Genomic DNA, 23,533 nt, shown 5'->3' on the forward strand with positions numbered 1-23,533 from the left:
TTTGTTACAGGTTCGATAGTTAATTAAGGACGATATGATGAAAAAATTACTGAATAAAAAATTTGTTATTGCTTCACTATCGTCCTTGGGATTTGTTCTAGTCGCCCTATTCTTGGTGAATTGGCTGGCGGCATTGCTTGTTCTACTCGCCACAGTTTCGGTGTTTTTATTACAGTTTCAAAATATGCCTGTTCAGAGTCAGGTAGTAATCAATACATCACGATTTGAATCAGCAGATATAGACAAGTTAAAAAAAGACGTCGTTACTGATATCAGCTTGCAGATCGAAAATATACGTGCAGAGAATGAGCAAATAGCTACGCTTTTAAATGATGCTGTGCGGTCACTGGGAGACAGTTTCCAAGGATTGAATGAACAGGCTTCAAACGAGGACGATATGCTCCATAGCTTGATTGACCAAAAAGATGGTGAGCAGGGCTTGTCTGAGTTTATCAAAGAGACTGAGTCTGTGATGAGCTTTCTTGTGCAGACATTGCTAAAAAACACAGACGATAGTCGTTTGGTGATGGCAAAGTTAGATGAAATTAATCGAAGAGTAGATGGTGTTATTTCTCTGCTTGATGACGTCAAAGATATTGCTTCTCAGACAAATTTACTCGCCTTAAATGCAGCCATTGAAGCTGCCAGAGCTGGAGATACAGGTCGTGGTTTTGCTGTAGTTGCTGATGAAGTCAGAAAACTATCACAAAAATCTGATGAGTTTAGTGATCAGATAAATAAGATCACAATGAATGTAAAATCAACTATTGATGAGGCAAGCTCAGTTATTGCAGAGTTAGTGACTGCGGATACGGATCTGGTCACAAATAGTGAAGCGAAAGTCGCTGAAATGATGACGACTATGTCATCTCTCAACAATAAAACCTTATCTGTTATCTCTGGCACAAGCGAAATTAGTCAGCAAATCTCGGGTTTAGTAAATCAGGCGGTCACGTCTTTGCAGTTTGAAGACATGTGTCATCAATTAAGTGAACACATGGACAAGCGTTTAAATACTGTTTCGGACCTTATTCAGGTTATCAATGATTTGCCTTCGTCATCAGAGAGTGATGCTGATCTGGCGGCATGCCAACAGCAATTTCTCGAGGTCAAAAAAACTGTAGCTGAGCTGCACAAAAAAATTGACGAAACTCAACACAGATCAGTTACTCAAAAAAATGTCGATGCAGGGGATATCGAACTCTTCTAAAGCATATCTGGCACATTGCTTGCTCTTATCTACATGAACAAGTCGATAACGACGATTGAGTAGGAGAGGCGGTATGCCACAAAGTGTTTCTATACAGACTGATAATGTCGTCAATACAAAGCCTGCAAAGGCCAGAGAAGTATCAAAAGATAATACCTTCTCTGAGACGTTAGACAAGCATATCAATACAGCTGAGCATAAGCCTGCTGAATCCACTAAGGCCCCGTCGAAGTCCTCTGAAGCTTCCGAGAATAAACTCAACGAACAATCTGATAGTGATGATAAAGTCACTGCCGAGGCAGAGGGGCAAACGGAAAAAACTGACGCTGATGACGGCAACAAATTGCCGTCTGATGACCAAGATAGTGAAAGTGATAATGCCGAAAGCAATGTAGTGTCATCTGACTCTCATGCTGATGTGAGTGTTGAGCCTGAGCAAAAAAACGCTGTGTCGGTATCCGCCTCTGAAACGAAAGTAGTAAACAGCGATAACAAAGTGAGCACTGCTGAGGTGGCTGAGAAATCTGTAGGCAAACAAGCCGTTGCTGAGTCAACAACACCGAATGCGGCTGCTTCGACTCAAACAAAATCGACTAATGAAGCTTCTGAGTCTTCTGTGATTAACAAAAAACAGCCTGATGCCAGCCTGGTGACAGTAACCAATACAGAAAAAGCGGTTATCAAACAAACTCAACATGCTGCCGAGGGTGACAAGGTACCGAATTTCGCCAAGGCACTACAATCCATGAATGAGGCCGACGGTAAAACTAGCGAAATTCGTGCTGATATTATGGATGCCATTAACAGACAGCGCCAAAAAGTCGATGGTGAACAGAATATGACTGTTCGTAATATGATTGCCGCTCAAACAGAAAATAAAGATAGAACGGAGATAGATTTGTCTGGTATTCGAGCAGATAAAACGCTTCAGGAGCGTTTATTTGGAGCGACCCCGACAACGAATACGTCGACAGCTAGCAGCGTAGCATCAACATCAGGTTCATCACCTTCGGCATCAGCCAGTGCAGTAGTGAGTTTACCGGTTCAGCCCAATATACAAAGCTCAGCATGGTCACAGGTGATGAATAGCCGTGTGGTCTGGATGGCCAAAGAGGGTATTCAACAGGCAGAAATGAAAATGAACCCGGCAAATTTAGGCCCTGTTGAAGTAAAACTCCATGTACAAAATGAACAAGCCAGTGTAACTTTCTTAGCTCAGCACTCGACAACGCGCGATGCGCTGGAACAAGCTTTACCAAAATTACGAGAGAGTTTTGCCGAAAACGGTATGCAATTGACTCATGCTGAAGTAGGTCAGCAACAGCAACAACAGCAAAGAGATGAGCAGCCACAGCAAATGCAAAATTCTCAGAATTTTACTCAAGCCAATCGTCAAAGTGACGATATAATGAGTGAAGCCGACGAAACAGCAGGTTCAGTTACGCAGGATAGTGGCCTGAGCTTATACGTCTAAGGCATAAAATAATAATATTAAGTTCAATCCGGGAGAGACGGGCGTGTTTAAACTTGAAAATTTCTCTTTGAGAAAACGCATGTATATCATTGGTGGGCTGGGTGTATTCGCCTTACTGGGACTACTTGTTCTTGAAGGCTATATGTATCACTCTGATATCAAGAAAATTGAAGCAATTTATATCGCTGCGATATATGTCGTCGTCGCCAGCATTTCGGTGATTGGCATCGCACACTACATAGGCCGTTTTGGTGATAAACGTGCTACCACCTTGGTCGGTGCGATTCAAAACATCAAAAAAGGTGACCTCACTAAGAAAGTGGCCATATCAGGTAAAAGTGACTTTAGTTGGATGGCATTTGAATTAGACAGTGCTAGAAAAAATGTTGCTAACTTAGTTCACACACTTGTTGGTGGGGTAACGCAGCTCACTTCAGCGAGTGATAATATGCAAGCCATCAGTAAAGAAACGGTGGATGGTGTACTCCGTCAACAGTCTGAAACGACTCAGGTTGCGACGGCAATGAATGAAATGACAGCCTCAGTGCAAGAAGTAGCAAGAACAGCATCGAGCGCTGCTGAAGCAGCTCGTAATGCCGATATCGAGGCCAAGGCTGGTAAACAAGTTGTCATGGAAACCATGCAGGCTATTGACTCATTGGCCACTGAGGTGGAAAAAGCCGCAGAGCAGTTAAGTAGTCTGGAGTCAGACATTGGTAACATCGGCGCGATAGTGGATGTCATTCGTGGTATTACAGAACAAACCAACCTACTTGCACTGAACGCTGCGATCGAAGCGGCACGCGCAGGTGAGCATGGTCGTGGCTTTGCTGTTGTTGCTGATGAAGTTCGTACACTGGCGGCGAGAACACAATCTTCTACGCATGAAATTGAAGAGATGGTTGAGCGATTACAGCAAGGCGCTCAAGTCGCTGTTAAGGTCATGAACGAAGGTCGTGAAAGAGCAAAACATAGTGTGGAAAAGGCATCAAGTGCTGGTGCTGCCTTGGACTCTATCACCGCTATGATTTCAACCATGGATGAAATGAGCGCACAAATCTCCAGCGCTGCGAATGAGCAATCTTCCGTAGCTGAAGATATTAACCGCGGTATTGTTAATATCAGTCAGGTGGCTGAGCATACAGCGGAGGGCGCGAGAGAGTCTTCAGTCGCTGTCGAAACCTTGAGTAATCTTGCTACCCAACTTCAGGAAGCGGCGAGTAAGTTTAAGGTATAACGTTTCACACAGTTCATAAAAAAAGCCCGGGTAACCGGGCTTTTTTATTTAACGTAGACTTTGTTCTATCTCGTCAAGTGCCTGCATCGGGTCGGGTGCTTTGGTAATTGGACGGCCAATCACAAGGTAATGGCTTCCCGCGTCTAATGCTTGTTTGGGTGTCATGATACGATGTTGATCGCCTTTTTCACTGCCTTCCGGTCTTATGCCAGGAGTAATAAGTTGAAAGGTATTACCCAGCGTATCTCGGAGGGCACTGGATTCCTGAGCCGAGCAGACGACGCCATCAAGACCACTTTGTTTTGCCAATTGAGCAAGTCGGGTGACAGTCTCAGACATATTGCCGGTAAGGCCAATCTGATCAAAAGTCGTTTGATCCATGCTAGTCAATAACGTTACACCTATCAATAAAGGTTTATTGGATGATTGTTCAACTGCTTCTCTGGCAGCACGCATCATGGCTGGCCCGCCGAGCGTATGCACATTTAACATCCAAACGCCTAAGTCAGCCGCCGCAGCACAGGCTTTTGCCACTGTATGCGGAATGTCGTGATATTTCAGATCGAGGAAGACATCAAACCCACGCGATACTAAGTCAGTGACAACTTGAGGACCTGAACGGGTGAAAAGTTCTTTTCCCACTTTCACTCGCGCACGTTCTGGATCAATTTGATCGGCCATTTGCATGGCATCACTCGCGTTAGCATAGTCAAGGGCAACAATGATTCTAGAGTCGGACATTGATATCTCCATTACTTATAATGACCGTGATCCTACCTTAAGAAGATCAGAATTGCGTCTGTTTCGCCGTTTAGATCAAGAAAATGATATGCTGTCGGGCGTTTTTTGCTGAGAATGAATGAATGAAATTTGATTTACTTGCGCGAGATGGCTTTGCTCGTCGAGGACGCTTAACTTTTTCTCGGGGAACCGTAGAAACCCCAGCTTTTATGCCTGTTGGAACGTATGGGTCAGTTAAGTCTATGACGCCAGAAGAAGTCGGTGCAACAGGGGCTGAAATCTTATTAGGTAATACATTTCATTTAATGTTGAGGCCCGGCACCGACATTATCTCAGCTCACGGTGATTTGCATGACTTTATGCAGTGGCAAGGGCCAATTCTAACTGACTCTGGCGGTTTTCAGGTTTTCAGCTTAGGCGAGTTGCGTAAAATTACAGAGCAAGGTGTGCATTTTAGTTCTCCAGTCAATGGTAATAAAGTATTTCTGGGTCCTGAAGAATCGATGGCTGTGCAGCGTGCATTGGGTAGTGACATCGTGATGATTTTTGACGAATGCACCCCCTATCCTGCTGATCTTGAAACAGCAGCAAACTCTATGGAGTTATCCCTACGCTGGGCAAAACGCAGTAAGGAAGCCCACGGCGATAATCCTTCTGCGTTATTTGGTATCGTGCAAGGTGGGATGCATGAGCAGCTGCGTCAAATTTCACTGGATGGTTTAACAGAGATTGGCTTTGATGGTTATGCCATCGGTGGACTGTCTGTTGGTGAGCCCAAAGAGGACATGATACGCATTCTTGATTTTCTGGCGCCAAGAATGCCTGAAGATAAACCGCACTATCTTATGGGGGTTGGCCGACCTGAAGATCTTGTCGAAGGTGTGATGCGTGGCGTGGATATGTTTGATTGTGTCATGCCAACCCGTAATGCTCGAAATGGACACCTATTCGTTCATCAAGGCGTCATCAAAATTCGTAATAGTCGGTTCAAGACGGATACGAAACCTCTGGATCCCTATTGTGATTGTTATACCTGTCAAAATTATAGCCGGGCATATTTACACCACTTAGATAAAACAGGTGAGATGCTTGGCCCTCGGTTAAATACCATCCATAACCTTCATTATTACCAGACATTAATGAAAGGCTTAAGGCAGGCCATAGAAAACAATACGCTGGAACAATTCCGCCAAGAGTTTTATGCGCTAAGGCAAACCGAAATTGTTTAAAACGCTTCAATGCTATCGAACACTGGGTCTGCTGTGGCATAATCGGTTTCTTTTTTCTTGTTGATTTTGAGGATTAACGATGGACTTTTTTATCTCTCCGGCCGCTGCTGCTGATGCAGCGACAACAACGGCTGCTTCTCCAGGCATGATGGATTTCGCATTTCCTATTATTTTGCTGGTGTTGTTCTATTTCATGTTAATCAGACCGCAGCAAAAACGCGCTAAAGAACACAAGGCTATGCAGTCTGCATTGGCAAAAGGTGATGAAGTCGTTACCGATGGTGGCCTGATGGGGAAAATTATTGAAATCACTGATAACGCTATCGCTGTTCAGATTGCTGAAAATGTTGAAGTGAAAGTGCGTCGTGAATCAGTGAATGCTGTTTTGCCAAAAGGTACATTGAAAAAGCTATAAAGTCTGGCCATCGCTTCAGATGGCTTGAAAATGTCAGGAATTAAATATGAACCGATATCCACTGTGGAAAAATCTACTCGTTCTTGTTGTGTTACTGGTCGCAGGGCTCTACGCGCTACCCAATCTTTATGGGGATGACCCGGCAGTCCAGATTTCTGCTGGCAGAACGGCCACAGTGGACTTGGATCTAGCAGACAAAGCAGAAAAGGCTTTAAAAGAGGCTGGGATTGATTATAAAGGTGTTCAGCTTGAAGATGATAAGTTACTCATCCGGCTGACCTCTGCTGATAATCAATTAAAGGCAAAAGATGTCTTAAGTAAAACCTTAGTCGGTGATTACATCATCGCCTTGAATCTTGCCTCCACAACACCGCACTGGTTAGCTTCTATGGGCGCAGAGCCGATGAATCTGGGCTTGGACTTGAGAGGAGGCGTTCATTTCCTTATGCAAGTCGATATGGATGCTGCGGTTAAGCAAAGCTTAGATAGCTATGGTAGCGATATCCGTTTATCACTTCGTGATGAAAAAATTCGTTATAAACAAATCAAAGTAGAAGGGCAGACTATTGTTCTGGTTCTGAGAAATACTGAGGACAGAGATAAAGCGGAAGCGTTGATCAACAATGATTTTAATGATCTTCAAGTGACCGTTTCAGAAGATGAGGCTAACCCTGAGCTTATTATGAATGTGTCTGAACAGAGCATTCGTGAAACAAAACAATTAGCCTTACAACAAAATATCACCACCTTGAGAAATCGCATAAACGAACTGGGTGTGGCAGAGCCGACTGTGCAACAGCAAGGCGAAGACCGAATCGTCGTCCAGCTACCAGGTGTGCAAGATACTGCTCAAGCAAAGAAAATCCTGGGAGCGACGGCAACACTTGAGTTTAGACTGGTTGATATCGAGCATGATGTAAAAGATGCACTCAATGGCCGTATCCCACCAAACACGGAGCTTTATTACAGTCGTGATGGTCGCCCATACCTTCTTGATAAGCGTGTGATGTTAACGGGTGAGCATGTTATCAATGCGGCATCAACACTAGATGGTCAGTCTGGTTCGCCTGCCGTCTCCGTGACTTTAGATGGGAAAGGCGCGCGCGCTTTCAGTAATGTCACTCGCGATAATATTGGTAACCCAATGGCGGTGGTTTTCATTGAGTCTAAAATGGAAACAAAAGAAATTGATGGTGAGCTGGTATCTGTACGTCGCCAGGTACCTGAAATTATCAATGTAGCCACTATACGAGATCAGTTGAGCAAGAAGTTTCAGATTACTGGACTGGACAGCACTACGGAAGCACGAGACTTATCACTACTATTACGCGCTGGTGCATTGGCCGCACCGATAGAAATCGTTGAGGAGCGCACGGTTGGCCCAAGCATGGGACAGCAAAATATCGAGCAGGGTTTTGAATCTGTCATTATCGGCTTTATTTTAGTGCTTGTTTTCATGATTATCTGGTATCGAGTATTTGGTGTGTTTGCCAATATGGCACTGGCTGCGAACCTGATATTTATCGTGGCATTACTCTCATTACTCCAAGCGACACTTACCTTGCCAGGTATCGCCGGTATCGTTCTCACCGTTGGTATGGCTGTGGATGCCAATGTGTTGATTTATGAGCGTATTAGAGAAGAGCTACGCAATGGCAATAGCCCCCAAGCCAGTATCAGCTCAGGTTATGACAAAGCCTTTTCGACCATTGCCGATGCGAATATCACGACACTCATTGCTGCAATTGTCTTGTTTGGTTTTGGTACAGGTGCAATTAAAGGTTTTGCGGTCACCTTATCACTCGGTATTTTAACCTCTATGTTTACGGCAATTATGGGCACACGTGCCTTAGTGAATCTGTTTTACGGTCGTAAACATAAACCTAAGCTATCAATTTAGGAATCATTTTCATGCAGTTTTTTAATAAACAAACGCATATCAAATTTATGTCGAAACGCTGGCCTGCGCTGGTGTTCTCGAGCATATTACTGATTGTTTCTATCGGTTCGTTGATAACACAAGGCTTAACCTTTGGTATCGACTTTACAGGTGGAACCATGATCGAGCTCGGTTATCAAGAACCTGCTAATCTGGATAACATCCGATCAACCCTTCAAAATGGTGGCTATCCTCAGGCTGTTGTTCAGAATTTTGGTTCTATCCATGATGTTTTAGTTCGTTTGCCGATAATCGAAACTGAGAATATGGCTGAAATCAGTAACAATGTTGTCTCGCTGCTACAAGTCGATTCCAGTAATGCCATCGATGTGCGTCGTGTCGAGTTTGTTGGCCCTCAGGTAGGCGATGATTTAACTGAACAAGGCGGTTTAGCGGTTTTATATGCCTTAATTGGTATTTTGATTTATGTGGCTTTCCGTTTTGAATATCGTTTTGCTATCGCCTCTGTTGCCGCCTTGGTGCATGACGTTATTATCACTCTAGGTTTCTTTTCCATAACCCATGTTGAGTTTGATCTAACGGTACTTGCCGCTGTATTGGCAATCATTGGTTATTCTCTCAACGACACCATTGTGGTTTTTGACAGAGTCAGGGAAGGATTTTTAAAAGCGCGTAAGGCCTCACCACAAGAAGTGATTGATTCATCTTTAAATGAAACCTTGAGTCGTACGCTGATGACTTCATTTACGACGCTGCTGGTTGTTTTTGCCTTATTTGTGCTTGGAGGTGAAGTCATTCATTCATTTGCAGAGGCGTTACTGTTAGGCATCATGATTGGTACTTATTCATCGATCTACGTAGCAAGCTCTGCTGTGCTCTTTATGGGGGTAAGTAAAGAAGATTTGCTACCACCAGTGAAGGAGAGTGACCAGGAAATTGGTGAAGATGGTAGCCAAGTTTAATAAAAAAGCCCGAGCAATCGGGCTTTTTTTATGAGTGTATATTTTGATCGTTAAACCGCAGCTCTTTACTGATAGTTACTGTCACAGGTTTGGTTCTGCGACGAGATCCGATTGAGACCACCTTACCTGAACGTTCTGCTTCATCTCTAATGGCAGCCTGTTCTGTTGTTTCAATAGACAATATTCTTACACCACTACAATCACAACGAAAGCTCATAAAATTCATAAATTCTTCGAGGCTTTCCTGTGTTTGCTGCATCTGTAAAGAGCGGAATTGTTTATTCATAAAAACTACCTGTTGTGATAATCAAGATATCGACACAGGTCCTGATTTCTTGAGATGAAAACCGATCGAAAAGATGGCCGTGATTAGTGAATTGTGATCTTAGTCAAAAAAAACAGGAAAAACTCCTAGAGGTAAAAAGGGTGTTTTACTGACACAATGGTTTAGAAGCAAACCTTATGGAGTGATGATTGCTCTATAAAATTAGGGAATTTGCTGATTTATTTAGCCATGTGATTGTGTATTGTCACAGGCAACAAACAAAGAATAATAACGGAGAGTTTAAATATGCTGAAGAATCTCGGGGTTGCCATGCTGCTGTTATGGCCCCAAATCATTTTTGCCAATACTATTAATGTGACGCTTCACTACATAGGACCTACAGATGGCCAAGTGTGGGCTGGTATACAGCAAGGTCTAACAGAGGCTAATTTGCAAGGTCAGTTTCTAGGCCAAACATATGATGTTAAAAACATCACGGAAGAAGAGGTTGAGGCATTACCAGCGTCTGAGATAACGGCGGTTCTGGTTGGCACTGATGCAAAGCATATGCTGGAAATAGCTAAACTGAATAAGTTGACTACTGTACCGGTCTTTAATTTGAGTTCAGATGCTGACAGTCTGCGACAGGTTTGTTTGCCAAACTTATTAAATATTCCCCTGAGTAAGCAAATGAAGCAGGATGCATTAGCTCAATGGCAAAATAAAAACCCAGATAAATTAGTAACAGCGCATGCCTGGCATCATGACTTTGTAAAATTTGCAGCGTCACAACTCAATAATCGTTTTACCAGAAACCATAAAACACAAATGACGGATGATGCATGGGCCGGATGGGCTGCTATCAAAATGTTGTCTGATACTGTAGCGAGAACTCAAAAAACGGATTCTGCAGCTATGCTGAACTACCTCAAGAAGGACTTGTCTTTTGATGGACAAAAAGGTGACACCGCCACATTCAGAGATACTGGACAATTACGTCAGATTGTTCTGCTGATAGATAAAGATGACAACATCGTTGCCGAAGCACCTTTAAGAGGTGTTAAGGGTGGGCTGGATAGTCTTGGACTAATCAGCTGTAAATAATTTGAGAGAAGAAGGAAGCATAATGAAATTAAAAAGTATTTTGTTAACGACATTGGTTTTAGCCAGCACAGCGGCCTGGGCTGAACCTTCACACCGTGCATTTGTGACCAATGAAAAAGACAATACAGTCAGTGTTATTGATACAAAAACCAATGAGGTAATCAATACCATCAATATCGGAGAACGTCCTAGAGGTATCGGTTTATCGCCAGACCAAAAACAGCTTTATGTTGCCATCAGTGAGGAAGGCGCTATTGCCGTTGTAAATCTTGATACATTAGAAGTGGTAAAAAAACTGGATGCAGGTGATGATCCGGAAACATTTGATGTGGCACCTAATGGCAATATCTACATCTCTAATGAAGATGACGCACAAGCCAGTGTGATTGATCCAAAAACAGGCGAAACCATTGAAGTGATTCCCGTTGGTCTGGAACCAGAAGGTGTCGCTGTTTCACCTGACGGAAGTCTGGTATTGGTCACCAGCGAGTCCACCAACATGGTGCATGTTATCGATACTGCAAAACATAAAGTGGTGAAAAATATTTTGGTTGCTGCGCGTCCTCGTGGTCTAGCATTTAACAGTGACGGTTCATTGGCATATTCAAGCAGTGAAGTGGGTAATGAAGTCACTATTATCGACACCAAAACGCTGTCCATTATCAAACAAGCAGAAATCGACTTACCTAATTCAAAACCGATGGACATAGCGGTTAGTCCTGATGATAAAACAATCTACGTGACAACTGGTCGTGGTAATTCTGTCGCAGTACTTGATGCCAAAACGCTTGAGATGCAGGCTAATATCCCTGTAGGCAAACGTGTATGGGGCTTAGGAATGACTCGTGATGGTTCGCGTTTATACACAGCAGATGGCGTGAGTGGCACGGTTTCTGTTGTTGATACAGCGACAAACAAAAATATCAAAACTATCAACGTTGGAAAATTCCCATGGGGCGTAGTAGTTGACGATTGATTTATAGTTAAACCTTCTTAGAAAAAGCCCGGTTATAAAGCCGGGCTTTTTTGTTTGTGATGAAAAAGATCATTAAATACTTTGTTAGCAATTACTGACACGTTATTATGCCTCGATGAATAAAGTGATTAAGCGTTTTTTGCAGATTTGTTTGTTCCAGGCCAGCCCTGCAGATATTCCAGCATCATCAGTATTAGTTAATATCAGTATCGTCTGTTACTTTATGGTCGGCGTGCTGGTCAGTCATATCGATCACAACTGGATTATCAGTCTCGTGGCGAGTCTAGCCGACACAATTATGTTGATCATCGTGACAAAACTATTATTAGTCAGTAGAGGTTTATCTCATCGCTTTGAACAAACTGTTACAGCGATGGCCAGTACTGGCGCTATCGTAGGTCTGGTGAGTTGGCCTATTTTTTCTGTATTCAGGTTGGTCGAACCACATAGTCAACTGATCAGCATCATTCTATTGATGGTGCTTATTATCATTTTCTGGAGTTTATTTGTTGTTGCACATATCTTCAGGTATGCACTAGATATCCGACCGGGGCTGGCAGCCGTTATCACGGTGGCATATGTCATCGTATCGTTGATAGTTGTTGGACTTACTATTTCAGGAGTGACTTAATGCACATTCATATACTGGGGATTTGCGGCACCTTCATGGGGGGGGTGGCGATTCTTGCGAGGGAGTTAGGCATGACAGTCAGTGGTTCTGATGCCAATGTCTATCCGCCTATGAGTGACCAACTTGCCGCTGCAGGTATTGATGTAAAAGAAGGCTATAAACCTGAGCATTTAGACCCTGCACCTGATTTAGTGGTGATGGGCAATGCCATGTCGCGTGGCAACCCGGCTGTGGAGTATGTTTTAAACAAAGGTCTGCCTTATGTGTCTGGCCCTCAATGGTTAAATGAACATGTCCTGCAAGGCAAATGGGTATTAGCGGTCTCGGGTACACATGGAAAAACGACGACGAGTAGTCTATTAGCATGGATTCTGGAGCATGCAGGTATGCAGCCAGGTTTCTTGATAGGCGGTGTCCCTGATAATTTTGGCGAAACAGCACGTTTAGGTAATACGCCATTTTTTGTGATTGAGGCAGATGAGTACGACACGGCCTTTTTTGATAAACGTTCAAAATTTGTGCATTACATGCCCAGAACACTGATTATTAATAATCTTGAGTTTGATCATGCTGATATCTTTGATGATCTGGCTGCAATTCAAAAGCAATTCCACCATCTGGTACGAACGGTACCTGAACAGGGTTTGATTATTTCACCTCAGGATAAGACGATTGACCATGTCTTTAATATGGGGTGTTGGACGCCAAGACAGACATTGGGTGTTGATGCTGATTGGTGTGCGACATTATTGAAAAATGATGGCAGTGAGTTTGAAGTCAGATATGGTGAGTCTACAGCCCGAGTCAGTTGGGATATGCTCGGCCAACACAATGTGAATAATGCGCTTGCCGCTATTGCTGCTGCCCATCATGTTGGTGTCACGGTTGAGCATGCCTGTGAGGCTTTATCCGTGTTTGCTGGTGTGAAGCGTCGTTTAGAGTTAAAAGGTGAAATCAATAACATTCGTGTTTATGATGATTTTGCCCATCATCCGACAGCGATAGCAACAACAATTGCTGGGCTGAGAGCCAAAATAGGTAACCGTCGTCTGGTAGCTGTATTGGAACCTCGTTCAAATACGATGAAGATGGGAATTCACCAAGATACTCTGGCTCAGTCACTTATTCAGGCAGATAGAGTATTGTTGTTACAAGATAGCGACTTGAAATGGTCATTAAAAAACGTGACTGAAACACTGGGCGAACATGTTAGTGTCTTTGACTCGATCGATGCTATTGTGAAGACGATCAGCCAGGAAGCACAAGCGGGTGATGAGATTTTAGTAATGAGTAATGGTGGTTTTGGCGGTATTCATCAGCGAATTTTAGAGGCGATAGCTTAAGAATGTTGGATCAGCAACAAATTGCATTAGCCATTACCGGTGCTTCTGGCGCGCCTTACGCGAAGCGTTTATTGCAGGTATTACTCAAGCAAGGGCTCACGGTACATTTAATGATTTCTACCGCTGGTAGAATTGTGCTCGCTGATGAACTCAATTGGAAGTTGCCTGCAAGAGCATCGGATGTGCAGGAAAAGCTGAGTCAGGAATTCGACTGTGTTCCTGAACAATTGCAGGTTTATGGTGAACAACAATGGTCATCACCACTGGCAAGTGGTTCACATCGCGTGCCCGCCATGATTGTGTGCCCATGTACCATGGGAACGTTATCAGCAATTGCTTGTGGTCAGAGTGATAATTTAATCAACCGCGCTGCCGACGTCATGCTTAAAGAAGATCGGAAATTGATCGTGGTTCCAAGAGAAGCGCCATTTTCTGTGATTCATCTCGAAAATATGTTGAAGTTAGCTAAACTGGGAGTCTGTATTTTGCCACCCAATCCTGGATTTTATTTTAATCCAACATCCTTAGCTGAAGTGGTCGATTTTGTTGTCGCGAGAATACTTGACCAAGCCAAGATAGAGCATGACTTGATGCCGCGATGGGGGGAGTAATGGGCTATTCGGGATTCGTCGTTAACTCACGTATAATGTGGCTTAAATTTAATGCCGTTCAGGAAAACCATGTCTGATATTGAAATTGCCCAACAGGCTGCCATGCAGGAAGTCATCCAGCTCGCCGAGGAAAAGCTGGGTCTTGCCTCTCAACATATTGACCCATACGGACATTTCAAAGCGAAAGTATCATTAGATGTCATGGATGAGTTGGCAAAACGGCCGGATGGTAAGTTAATCCTAGTAACTGCTATTAGTCCGACTCCTGCTGGTGAGGGAAAAACGACAACCACGATCGGCCTGAGTGATGCGCTAAACCGAATTGGTAAGAAATCCATTGTCTGTGTACGCGAACCTTCTATGGGGCCATGCTTTGGTTTGAAAGGCGGGGCTGCGGGTGGCGGTTATGCTCAGGTTGTACCCATGGAGGATATCAATCTTCACTTCACTGGCGATCTGCATGCAATAGCTTCTGCCCACAATTTATTATCAGCGATGATTGATAATCATATCCATCATGGAAATGCATTACAGTTGGATGCAAGACGTATTGTCTGGCAGCGAGTTATGGATATGAATGACCGTGCATTGCGGGATATCGTGGTGGGTATGGGTGGTCCTGCCAATGGTTATTTGCGTGAAGAGCGCTTTGATATTGTTGTTGCTTCGGAAGTTATGGCTATCTTTTGCCTAGCTAATTCTTTGCCTGAGCTGAAGCAACGCTTGGGAGATATCCTGATCGGCTATTCCGTTGATGGGACACCAAGATATGCTCGAGAAATCATGGCCCACGGTGCTATGGCTGCATTACTAAAAGAAGCGATAAAACCCAATCTTGTGCAGACCTTAGAAAATAATCCAGCCTTTGTTCATGGTGGTCCATTTGCGAACATAGCGCATGGCTGTAATTCAGTTATCTCAACCAAAATGGCACTTAAGCTGAGTGATTATGTGGTCACTGAGGCGGGCTTTGGAGCGGATTTAGGTGCTGAGAAATTTATTGATATTAAGTGTCGCAAAGCTGGGATTAAGCCAGATATGGCTGTTGTTGTCGCCACAGTAAAAGCCTTGAAATATCACGGTGGTCTGGAACTGAAAGAGCTTGGCGAAGAAAACCTCGATGCGTTAAAGGTGGGACTGGCTAATTTAAAACGGCATTTAAGCAACTTACAAAATGAGTTTGGTCTACGCTGTGTTGTTGCCATCAATCACTTTGTTAATGATAGCGATGCAGAAATAGAACTAATTACAACGGCTGTAAAAGAAATGGGAGCTGAAGCCATTCTTGCTCGTCATTGGGCACAAGGTGGGGCCGGTGCCGAAACACTGGCGGAACGTGTTGTCGAAATACTGGATAGCCCTGCTGAGCCTTGTCGTCTGTTATATCCTGATAGTTTACCGCTATGGGACAAAATTAATCAGGTTGCTAAACGTCTATATGGCAGTGGTGAAGTCGTTGCTGATAAAAAAGTGATGGATAAGATCGCTATGTTGAACGAGCAGCACGGGGATATTCCAGTTTGTATGGCAAAAACACCGTATTCTTTTAGCAGTGACCCGAGCTTACGTGGCACGGCTGAGAATCATACGCTGACAATTCGTGATGTTCGTCTGTCAAACGGTGCTGGTTTTCTGGTTGTACTTTGTGGGGATGTGATGACTATGCCTGGATTACCTAAGCACCCAGCTGCTGAACGTATTGATATTGATGATAATGGCTCAATAGTCGGGCTGTTTTGATATAAAAAAGCTCAAATATTAAGGGTGTTAAGCAAAAAAGCCGTAGAAGTTTATCACTACGGCTTTTTTCTTTTATGTGCTTAAATTTTTTAAGCCTGAGTATTCACCTTGCGGCGCAAACCAAGAAAACCTAACAACGCTGGAGCAAACATCCATAAGGCAGCAGGTACAGGCACTGCTGATGGCGTTTGGATATAACTAGCAAAGCCAGTTTCTTCAAAGTTAATTTCATGTGAAAGTGATGCATAAATGAATAATGCATTATCAAGCAGAATATCAGCAGAAGGTAATGTTGATATAGGGCCAGTGAAAAAGTCTTTATCAAACATCATCAGGCCAGACAGAGAAAAACTTTCTGTGAATTCAGACACCGGAAAAAGAGTGCTAGTTGTAAATAGAATCGCATCACCTGTGATATCAGGATTAAGACCTTTATTCACCATCGATGTAACGATATCTGTATTGAATGCATCAAGGTTTGCAATAGTATTATCTAATATACTGAGAGCAAACTGGCTGCCATCAAACAAAGTGGGGGCAGCTGTACCTGAGAGAACGTAATTTGATGATACGTATGTACTCACTGTGCCTGTGCTTGGAAGAGCATATGATGAGTAAAGGGTCGCTGATGCTAGGTCTGTATCGTAAGACCATGTAGCTGGTGCAGACTGGCCGAGCAATGAACTTAGGTCGCCATTAGCTGTTTGCCATGAACCATTAGTTGATAAGCTTGTTGCAGCTATAGCAGCGTTAGTTAAACCAGTAAATAAAGCCAGTGCGATAAAAACTATTTTTTTCATGTGTTCTTTCCTTAGATATTATTGCAGTACAGCCACCTTAGTATCATAAGGTCTGTAACTTTCCGTCCTTGGTTCACACCGAGTTTGGCTTTGGTTAAAGTGTTTCCAGAAAAAATAGTACCAAACAGATAATAATAAATAAAACGAAATTGTTAATTTTGTTCTCGATGTTTTTTTATTAAATCGTATGCTAACTGAATTTCTTTCGCTTGCTCTGTGGCAACGGCAATCATATCTTCTGGAACGCCTTGTCCCATGAGTTTATCCGGATGATATTGGCTCATCAGTTTTCGATAAGCACGTTTAATTTCTTGATTAGAACTCTTTTCAGTCACCCCAAGCGCTTTATAAGCATCGGCCAATTCATCAGAATAAGAGCGCTGCGGACCGGAAGAGTATTGCTGCTGATGACCTCTTGCGAAACTTGCCTGGCTCATCACCATATCCAGAATACGGTTAAACTCGGCCCGGTTATATCCTAACTGAGCAGAGACTTGTTCCAGAATATCTTTTTCTTGTGGATCAAGCTTACCATCGGCTAAGGCCATGACTATCAGGTAAACCAGTAAGACTTGTTTTAGATTAAACGTATTACCACAATGTTGTTTGAAATGATTCATTGTGTCTGTAATATCAAAGTCGGGTTCTGCGCCTCGCTTAAATTGGCGGATGGCTTCTTGTCGATGCTCACCCGACATCCCCATTTTTTTGATAAAGGCTTCCACGTGATCGATTTCAATCTGGCTGATTCGACCATCTGCCTTCGCTAGTTTCCCCATCAAAACAAACACAGTTTCAAGAAAAACTGTTTGACGGGTTTGACTTGTAAATGGATTAGCACCGCCCAGACCATACGCTCGTATACGGTCAGCAAAACCACCAAACAGTAAGCCAATCAGTGCGCCAAAAATTCCTAAAATGAGTAATCCTACACTCATCGTACTGAGTAATATAAAGCCTAGAATAAGGCCAATCCACTTAAACATAACAATTAACTTTTGTTTGAAATACTAAAATAAATAAGACCGAGCCCCCATAGCCCAAATACCCAGCTCAGTACTGGTAACCCTGCAAACATAGTTGTCGAGTAACCATCGAGACCGGTGATAACGGCAGCGCCTACCAAAAATGCAGCGCCAGAGGTAGCAGCAGCACTACGATAACTGGCTTTTTTGATTTCTTTACGCAGCTGTTGAATATCATGTGATGCTAAATTAACGTTCAGCTGACCATCTTGGGCTCTCTTAGTCAGGTCATATAATAGACGCGGCATCTCGGGTAAGGTTTCAGCCCAATGAGGAGCTTCTTGCTTTAGTGTTCTTAACGCTGCTTGCCAGCCCATTTTTTCCTTCATCCATGATTCTAAAATGGGTTTGGCTGTTTTCCATAGATCCAGATCTGGATAGAGGTCACGGCCCAAGCCTTCAATATTCAGTAAGGTTTTTTGTAGCAGCACCAACTGTGGTTGTACTTCCATATTAAAACGACGCGCTGTTTGGAAAAGTCTCAGCAGCAGTTGTCCGAAAGAAATTTCTTTTAAAGGACGAGCGAATATGGGTTCACAAACACTTCTTATGGCTGCTTCAAACTCATCAAGTCGAGTCTCAGCCGGCACCCAGCCTGATTGCACATGTAACTCGGCAACCCGGCGATAGTCATGATTGAAAAAGGCAAGGAAATTTTCAGCTAAATAACGCTGATCATCTGGAGATAATGTCCCCATGATGCCAAAATCAACAGCAACATAACGTGGATTTGCCGGATCATGACTATCCACCATGATATTACCGGGATGCATGTCCGCATGGAAAAAACTATGCTTGAATACTTGGGTGAAAAAGATTTCGACCCCCATTTCTGCCAGTTTTGCCATATCCACACCTTTCGCGATTAAACCTTCAGTATCGCTAATAGGCGTGCCATAAATACGTTCTTGAACCAGGATATTAGGCTTGGTCAGCTTCCAGTATATCTTGGGGACATATAGTAAGGTGGTGCCTTCAAAATTGCGTTGCAGTTGAGAGGCTGAAGAGGCCTCGCGCAACATATCGAGTTCATCAAAAAGGTTCTTCTCAAGCTCAGCTACGATCTCTCTGGGCCGTAATCGTTTTCCCTCAGACCAGTATCGTTCAGCAAAAGATGCCAAGGTATACAACAAAGCAATATCACGCTTGATAATGGGCTCTATGCCAGGACGAACCAGTTTTATAACGACTTGCTCACCACTTTTTAATGTAGCTGCGTGTACTTGTGCGATGGAAGCTGAAGCAAGCGGTTCAGGTTCAATATGAGCAAATAATGTCTCAATGGATTCTGCTTCATAGGCTTTATCAATCAGTTGTTTTGCTTGCTCAGCGGGAAAAGGTGCTACTTGGTCTTGAAGTTTAGCTAATGAATTGGCTATGTCAGGCGGCAAGAGATCGCGACGCGTTGATAACACCTGTCCAAACTTTACAAAGATAGGTCCTAAGTCCTGTAATGCCAGTCTTAATCTTTCGCCTCGAGGCAGTGTCGATTGTTTATTGCGCCAGCGATGTGGCGATAAAAAACTGAAATACCGAAGCGGACGCAATAAATGGATTGCTTTGATCACTTCGTCCAGGCGATGTTTTGCCAGGACGTGATTAATTTGAATCAGCCTGGATAACTGATTAGCCTTCATTAATGGCTCCTTACATGGTTATGACTGCGGTCAAGAGACAATGTCAATACTCTGTTTTCAACCTGTTTATTCGTGCTTCAAGTCGATCGATATCCGCAGTTAACCTGTCCACATCATTCATAAAGTCATCAATTTGAATCTTGTCCGGTAATATGTGCGCTTCTTCACGAAGGTACTCGGAAAGTGACATAGATAATGAACGTTGAGTTGCATTCAGCCATGAGAAACTGTGTTTAATCGCATAACTAAGCGGTTGGGCGATAACGTCACCAGTTACGTTGGCTATTTGTTGTTCCCAATCAAAATCGAAACCATCCAGTACGTCTTGTAATTGTTTAGCGAACTGAACATTACCGTGAATATGGATTTCATTAGAAAATAAATGCTCAGGCTGCTTGGCGAGTTTTAATAAACTCAAGGCTTTCGCAGTGATTAATAAGTCAGCGTTCTCTTCATCGTTATGTGACAATTTGACAGTAGATTGATGGAAGGAGACATGCAGATATTGCTGCCAGTCTTCAACATGGATAACGATGACGCGATTTTCGAAAGCCTCAAGGCGCTCACACGTTTCAGGATCCTGTTTTAACCCCTGATTGATGGCAAACTCGATAGGACGCAATAGTGTAGTCATGGGGTTAGAACTTGTAACCACGATGAAGTGAAACGATGCCAGCAGTCATATTGTGATATTCGCAACGTTCAAATCCTACATTTTCCATCATCTGTTTCAAGGTCTCTTGGTCTGGGTGCATACGAATAGATTCAGCCAAATAGCGGTAGCTGTCTTCATCACCAGTAAATACTTTTCCTAGTTGTGGCAATATCTTGAAGGAATAGGCGTCGTAAACGGGGGCCATCCATTCAGCAGGTTTAGAAAACTCCAAGACCATCAGTTGACCGCCGGGTTTGAGAACCCGATACATTGAAGCTAAGGCTTTGTCTTTATCCGTGACATTACGCAAGCCAAAAGCGATGGTAATACAGTTAAAACTATTGTCAGGAAAGGGCAGAGCTTCTGCATTGGCTTGAACATACTCGATATTACCGACAATACCGTCATCTGTTAGACGGTCACGACCAACATTGAGCATTGAGGCATTGATATCGGCTAACACCACTTTACCTGTGTCACCAACAAGCTTGGAAAATTTCCGCGTCAAGTCACCTGTTCCGCCTGCGATATCCAGAACTGTAGCTCCGCGCCGTACACCACTGTTGAGAATGGTAAATCGTTTCCAGAAACGATGAATGCCAAGCGACATCAAGTCGTTCATAAGATCATATTTACCGGCAACGGAGTGAAAAACCTCAGCTACATGCTTGGCTTTTTCGGCAGTGGGCACTTCTTTGTAACCGAAATGCGTTGTCTCTTTAACTTCCATAACGTGACCTATTGTTATTGGCGCTGGTAACCGGCTTTTTCGAGCCGGTTAAGATAGTCTTGCCAGAGGGATTCTTGATGCATGGCAAGTTCGTATAAATAATCCCATGTATACAAACCACTGTCATGACCATCATCAAAAAACAACTTTAGCGCATAGTGACCTACGGGTTCGATTTTATCGAGACCAACATTTTCTTTACCTGTTTGCAGAACTTCTTGTCCGGGACCGTGCCCACGTACCTCTGCAGAAGGTGAGTAAACGCGTAAATATTCAGCGGAAAGACGATATTGCCTATCGCCATAACTGAGAGATAGGCACTTTGATTGTTTGTGCAAGGTGATGTCTGTTGGTAATTGAGTTTCTGCCATTAAAGCATTCCTTACAGAATATAGCGTGATAAGTCTTCGTCTTCAGCTACAACGGACAGTTGTTCATTGACATAGTCTCTATCAATGACGACGGAGAGATTCTGTTCACTCCCTGCTTCATAAGAAATGTCTTCTAACAATTTCTCAAGCATGGTGTGTAAGCGTCGTGCGCCAATATTTTCGGTTTTCTCATTCACTTCCCAGGCAAGTTCGGCAATTCGTTCGATACCGTCGTCGGTAAAACGAAGTTCCACTCCCTCAGTAGCCAGCAATGCAATATATTGCTCGGTTAATGAGGCATCAGGTTCGGTCAGAATGCGGACAAAATCCGCAGAAGAAAGTGCATCAAGTTCGACGCGTATGGGTAAACGACCCTGAAGTTCAGGAATAAGATCAGAAGGTTTGCTCAAATGAAAGGCGCCAGAGGCAATGAACAAAATATGATCGGTTTTTATCATGCCGTATTTAGTCGAAACTGTACTGCCCTCAACCAGAGGCAATAAATCCCGCTGAACGCCTGCACGGGAGACATCAGCGTTATTACCACTCTCACCACGACCGGTGATTTTATCAATTTCATCAAGGAAGACGATGCCGTTTTGTTCGACACGCTCCAGCACATCCGCTTTCAACTCTTCTTCATTAATGAGTTTTAGAGCTTCTTCTTCAGCCAGTATGCGCATGGCATTACCAACAGTAATCTTGCGTGTGCTCTTACGGTTTGTTCCCATGTTCTGAAACATTTCCTGAAGCTGACTGGTCATCTCTTCCATGCCCGGTGGAGACATGATTTCTACACCAACATTTGGCGCATTCAGTTCAAGTTCAATTTCGCGATCATCGAGCTTACCTTCGCGCAGCATTTTGCGAAAACGTTGGCGAGTGGCTGATTCATCTTCACTATCAACATCGCGTGCTGGTCGCAGTAAGGCATCTAAAATGCGTTCTTCTGCAGCATCTTCGGCTTTTGTTTTAACTGAGGATATTGCCGATTCACGTAACATCTTCATCGCAGTTTCAGCGAGGTCGCGAATGATTGATTCAACATCACGGCCAACATAACCCACCTCAGTAAATTTTGTGGCTTCGACTTTAATGAAAGGGGCATTAGCGAGAGCGGCAAGTCGACGAGCAATTTCTGTTTTGCCTACACCCGTTGGGCCAATCATAAGAATGTTTTTTGGCGTGACTTCATGTTGAAGTGAGGCATCTAGTTGTTGGCGGCGCCAGCGGTTACGCAAAGCGATAGCCACCGCTTTTTTTGCCGCTTGTTGTCCGATGATGCGTTTATCAAGTTCGTTAACTATTTGTTTTGGCGTTAATGATTGCATGGTAGATGTCAGTTTGATTCCAGAGTTTCGATTGTAAGATTGTGATTAGTATAGATGCAGATATCAGCGGCAATATTCAACCCTTTCTCAACAATTTCTCTCGCACTGAGTGACGTGTTTTGCAATAAAGCGGTCGCAGCAGCTTGAGCAAACGGACCGCCAGAACCAATAGCAATAAGACCGTGTTCTGGTTCGATCACATCGCCATTACCAGAAATAATCAGTGATGCTTCTGCATCGGCGACAGCGAGTAAAGCTTCTAAGCGCCGCATCATCCGGTCAGTGCGCCAGTCTTTAGCTAACTCAAGTGCACTTCTAGTTAAGTTACCTTGATGCTTTTCAAGCTTTGCTTCAAAGCGTTCGAACAACGTAAATGCATCTGCGGTGCCACCGGCAAAACCAGCAATCACTTTACCGTGATAAAGACGTCTGACTTTGCGTGCATTGCCTTTCATGATGGTATTGCCAAGACTCACCTGCCCATCACCACCAATGACCACTTGGCCGTCACGGCGATAGGAAAGGATAGTCGTACCGCGGTACTGCTCCATAGAGACTCCTGTTTGATTTTTTAAAGTGTGACAAATTTATAGAACGCAATAGTATACTATTCATGCTTTTCTACTTCAGTTAATCATGAATAGATTTAGCCATCTCGAGTACAAAGACAGCAGCTAAATAAGAATTACTGATTTAAGTGTTGACATTAGTCTCGGTTTTACGGAAAATGCCACGTCTTTAGTGGAGGGGTTCCCGAGTGGCCAAAGGGATCAGACTGTAAATCTGACGGTTCTACCTTCGAAGGTTCGAATCCTTCCCCCTCCACCATTTAATATACAAGATGACTGAATTGCGGGTGTAGTTCAATGGTAGAACTCCAGCCTTCCAAGCTGATCACGTGGGTTCGATTCCCATCACCCGCTCCATTTTTTGGAAGAATTTAGGCCCGCATAGCTCAGTCGGTAGAGCGCATCCATGGTAAGGATGAGGTCATCAGTTCGATTCTGATTGCGGGCTCCACAATTTGTCTTAGGCAGGGTGTTCCTGCCTGTTTTGATTTTTTGGCTCAATAAATTTAGTGCCGGGGATACTACTCATGTCTAAAGCAAAATTTGAACGTTCTAAACCCCACGTCAACGTGGGCAC

The 23,533-nt window shown here is 43.6% G+C and carries 23 protein-coding genes, 3 tRNA genes and 1 riboswitch; of the genes, 16 read left to right on the forward strand and 10 right to left on the reverse strand.

What is annotated here, in order from left to right; translation table 11 throughout:
* The first annotated feature begins 37 nt into the window (after window positions 1-37).
* The 3 genes from B3V56_RS12375 to B3V56_RS12385 all read left to right on the forward strand — a co-directional run bounded on the left by B3V56_RS12375 (window position 38) and on the right by B3V56_RS12385 (window position 3,921).
* On the forward strand, window positions 38-1,210 hold the full coding sequence (locus B3V56_RS12375; protein ID WP_289284348.1) for a methyl-accepting chemotaxis protein: 1,173 nt from the start codon (window positions 38-40) through the stop codon (window positions 1,208-1,210).
* Between the two features lie 73 nt (window positions 1,211-1,283).
* A complete protein-coding gene (locus B3V56_RS12380; RefSeq protein ID WP_289284349.1) occupies window positions 1,284-2,684 on the forward strand; it encodes a flagellar hook-length control protein FliK in 1,401 nt (466 codons plus the stop codon).
* Window positions 2,685-2,727: 43 nt separating this feature from the next.
* On the forward strand, window positions 2,728-3,921 hold the full coding sequence (locus tag B3V56_RS12385; RefSeq protein WP_289284350.1) for a methyl-accepting chemotaxis protein: 1,194 nt from the start codon (window positions 2,728-2,730) through the stop codon (window positions 3,919-3,921).
* 48 nt (window positions 3,922-3,969) lie between these two features.
* Here the strand turns inward: B3V56_RS12385 and pyrF are convergent, their stop codons facing one another.
* A complete protein-coding gene (gene pyrF / locus B3V56_RS12390; RefSeq protein ID WP_289283664.1) occupies window positions 3,970-4,662 on the reverse strand; it encodes an orotidine-5'-phosphate decarboxylase in 693 nt (230 codons plus the stop codon).
* Between the two features lie 122 nt (window positions 4,663-4,784).
* Here pyrF and tgt point away from each other — a divergent pair, with 122 nt between their 5' ends.
* From tgt to secF, 4 genes are all read left to right on the forward strand, one after another.
* A complete protein-coding gene (tgt, locus tag B3V56_RS12395) occupies window positions 4,785-5,891 on the forward strand; it encodes a tRNA guanosine(34) transglycosylase Tgt (RefSeq protein WP_289283665.1) in 1,107 nt (368 codons plus the stop codon).
* Between the two features lie 79 nt (window positions 5,892-5,970).
* Window positions 5,971-6,306 (forward strand): preprotein translocase subunit YajC, encoded by a 336-nt coding sequence (gene yajC / locus B3V56_RS12400; protein WP_286305573.1) that lies wholly within the window; start codon window positions 5,971-5,973, stop codon window positions 6,304-6,306.
* 46 nt (window positions 6,307-6,352) lie between these two features.
* Window positions 6,353-8,206 carry a protein translocase subunit SecD gene (gene secD, locus B3V56_RS12405; protein ID WP_289244656.1) on the forward strand — a complete coding sequence of 618 codons (1,854 nt, stop codon included), beginning with the start codon at window positions 6,353-6,355 and terminating at the stop codon, window positions 8,204-8,206.
* Window positions 8,207-8,217: 11 nt separating this feature from the next.
* Complete coding sequence (gene secF / locus B3V56_RS12410; protein ID WP_286305571.1) at window positions 8,218-9,168, forward strand: protein translocase subunit SecF; 951 nt, start codon at window positions 8,218-8,220, stop codon at window positions 9,166-9,168.
* A 28-nt stretch (window positions 9,169-9,196) separates the two neighbouring features.
* On the opposite strand, the gene B3V56_RS12415 is transcribed toward secF, so the two are convergent.
* A complete protein-coding gene (locus tag B3V56_RS12415; RefSeq protein WP_289283666.1) occupies window positions 9,197-9,454 on the reverse strand; it encodes a hypothetical protein in 258 nt (85 codons plus the stop codon).
* A gap of 285 nt (window positions 9,455-9,739) precedes the next feature.
* On the opposite strand from B3V56_RS12415, the gene B3V56_RS12420 reads away from it, so the two are divergent.
* From B3V56_RS12420 to B3V56_RS12445, 6 genes are all read left to right on the forward strand, one after another.
* Window positions 9,740-10,537, forward strand: coding sequence for an ABC transporter substrate-binding protein (locus B3V56_RS12420; RefSeq protein WP_289283667.1), 798 nt, complete (start codon window positions 9,740-9,742; stop codon window positions 10,535-10,537).
* Between the two features lie 22 nt (window positions 10,538-10,559).
* Window positions 10,560-11,513, forward strand: coding sequence for a glutaminyl-peptide cyclotransferase (locus tag B3V56_RS12425; protein WP_286305568.1), 954 nt, complete (start codon window positions 10,560-10,562; stop codon window positions 11,511-11,513).
* 115 nt (window positions 11,514-11,628) lie between these two features.
* Complete coding sequence (locus B3V56_RS12430) at window positions 11,629-12,144, forward strand: hypothetical protein (protein WP_289283669.1); 516 nt, start codon at window positions 11,629-11,631, stop codon at window positions 12,142-12,144.
* A complete protein-coding gene (mpl, locus tag B3V56_RS12435) occupies window positions 12,144-13,487 on the forward strand; it encodes a UDP-N-acetylmuramate:L-alanyl-gamma-D-glutamyl-meso-diaminopimelate ligase (protein ID WP_289284351.1) in 1,344 nt (447 codons plus the stop codon). The genes B3V56_RS12430 and mpl overlap by 1 nt, the downstream gene beginning before the upstream one ends.
* Window positions 13,488-13,489: 2 nt before the next feature.
* Entirely contained in the window at window positions 13,490-14,098 is a 609-nt protein-coding gene (locus B3V56_RS12440) for a UbiX family flavin prenyltransferase (protein WP_289283671.1), read from the forward strand.
* A gap of 69 nt (window positions 14,099-14,167) precedes the next feature.
* The gene (locus B3V56_RS12445) at window positions 14,168-15,838 is read left to right on the forward strand and encodes a formate--tetrahydrofolate ligase (RefSeq protein WP_289283672.1); all 1,671 of its coding nucleotides are present in this window, start codon (window positions 14,168-14,170) and stop codon (window positions 15,836-15,838) included.
* An 89-nt stretch (window positions 15,839-15,927) separates the two neighbouring features.
* On the opposite strand, the gene B3V56_RS12450 is transcribed toward B3V56_RS12445, so the two are convergent.
* The 8 genes from B3V56_RS12450 to hslV form a co-directional block, all read right to left on the reverse strand.
* The gene (locus tag B3V56_RS12450) at window positions 15,928-16,638 is read right to left on the reverse strand and encodes a hypothetical protein (RefSeq protein ID WP_289283673.1); all 711 of its coding nucleotides are present in this window, start codon (window positions 16,636-16,638) and stop codon (window positions 15,928-15,930) included.
* A gap of 19 nt (window positions 16,639-16,657) precedes the next feature.
* Window positions 16,658-16,737: riboswitch (cyclic di-GMP riboswitch) on the reverse strand.
* 53 nt (window positions 16,738-16,790) lie between these two features.
* Window positions 16,791-17,624, reverse strand: a complete 834-nt coding sequence (gene djlA / locus B3V56_RS12455; RefSeq protein ID WP_289283674.1) for a co-chaperone DjlA — start codon at window positions 17,622-17,624, stop codon at window positions 16,791-16,793.
* A 5-nt stretch (window positions 17,625-17,629) separates the two neighbouring features.
* Window positions 17,630-19,300, reverse strand: a complete 1,671-nt coding sequence (gene ubiB, locus B3V56_RS12460; RefSeq protein ID WP_286305562.1) for a ubiquinone biosynthesis regulatory protein kinase UbiB — start codon at window positions 19,298-19,300, stop codon at window positions 17,630-17,632.
* Window positions 19,301-19,343: 43 nt separating this feature from the next.
* The gene (locus tag B3V56_RS12465; RefSeq protein WP_289284352.1) at window positions 19,344-19,934 is read right to left on the reverse strand and encodes a ubiquinone biosynthesis accessory factor UbiJ; all 591 of its coding nucleotides are present in this window, start codon (window positions 19,932-19,934) and stop codon (window positions 19,344-19,346) included.
* Window positions 19,935-19,938: 4 nt separating this feature from the next.
* Window positions 19,939-20,685, reverse strand: a complete 747-nt coding sequence (ubiE, locus tag B3V56_RS12470) for a bifunctional demethylmenaquinone methyltransferase/2-methoxy-6-polyprenyl-1,4-benzoquinol methylase UbiE (protein ID WP_286305560.1) — start codon at window positions 20,683-20,685, stop codon at window positions 19,939-19,941.
* Between the two features lie 14 nt (window positions 20,686-20,699).
* Window positions 20,700-21,056, reverse strand: coding sequence for a DUF971 domain-containing protein (locus B3V56_RS12475; protein WP_286305559.1), 357 nt, complete (start codon window positions 21,054-21,056; stop codon window positions 20,700-20,702).
* An 11-nt stretch (window positions 21,057-21,067) separates the two neighbouring features.
* Window positions 21,068-22,387, reverse strand: a complete 1,320-nt coding sequence (gene hslU / locus B3V56_RS12480) for an ATP-dependent protease ATPase subunit HslU (protein WP_289244666.1) — start codon at window positions 22,385-22,387, stop codon at window positions 21,068-21,070.
* A gap of 8 nt (window positions 22,388-22,395) precedes the next feature.
* A complete protein-coding gene (hslV, locus tag B3V56_RS12485; protein ID WP_286305556.1) occupies window positions 22,396-22,938 on the reverse strand; it encodes an ATP-dependent protease subunit HslV in 543 nt (180 codons plus the stop codon).
* 192 nt (window positions 22,939-23,130) lie between these two features.
* Between hslV and B3V56_RS12490 the strand changes: the two genes are divergently transcribed.
* From B3V56_RS12490 to B3V56_RS12500, 3 genes are all read left to right on the forward strand, one after another.
* Window positions 23,131-23,215 (forward strand) — tRNA-Tyr (locus B3V56_RS12490).
* 24 nt (window positions 23,216-23,239) lie between these two features.
* Window positions 23,240-23,313, forward strand: a tRNA-Gly gene (locus B3V56_RS12495).
* A gap of 18 nt (window positions 23,314-23,331) precedes the next feature.
* Window positions 23,332-23,407, forward strand: a tRNA-Thr gene (locus B3V56_RS12500).
* The last annotated feature ends 126 nt before the right edge of the window (window positions 23,408-23,533 follow it).

This window comes from Methylophaga sp. UBA2513, assembly GCF_002341285.1.
GTDB classification, from domain to species: Bacteria; Pseudomonadota; Gammaproteobacteria; order Nitrosococcales; family Methylophagaceae; genus Methylophaga; species Methylophaga marina.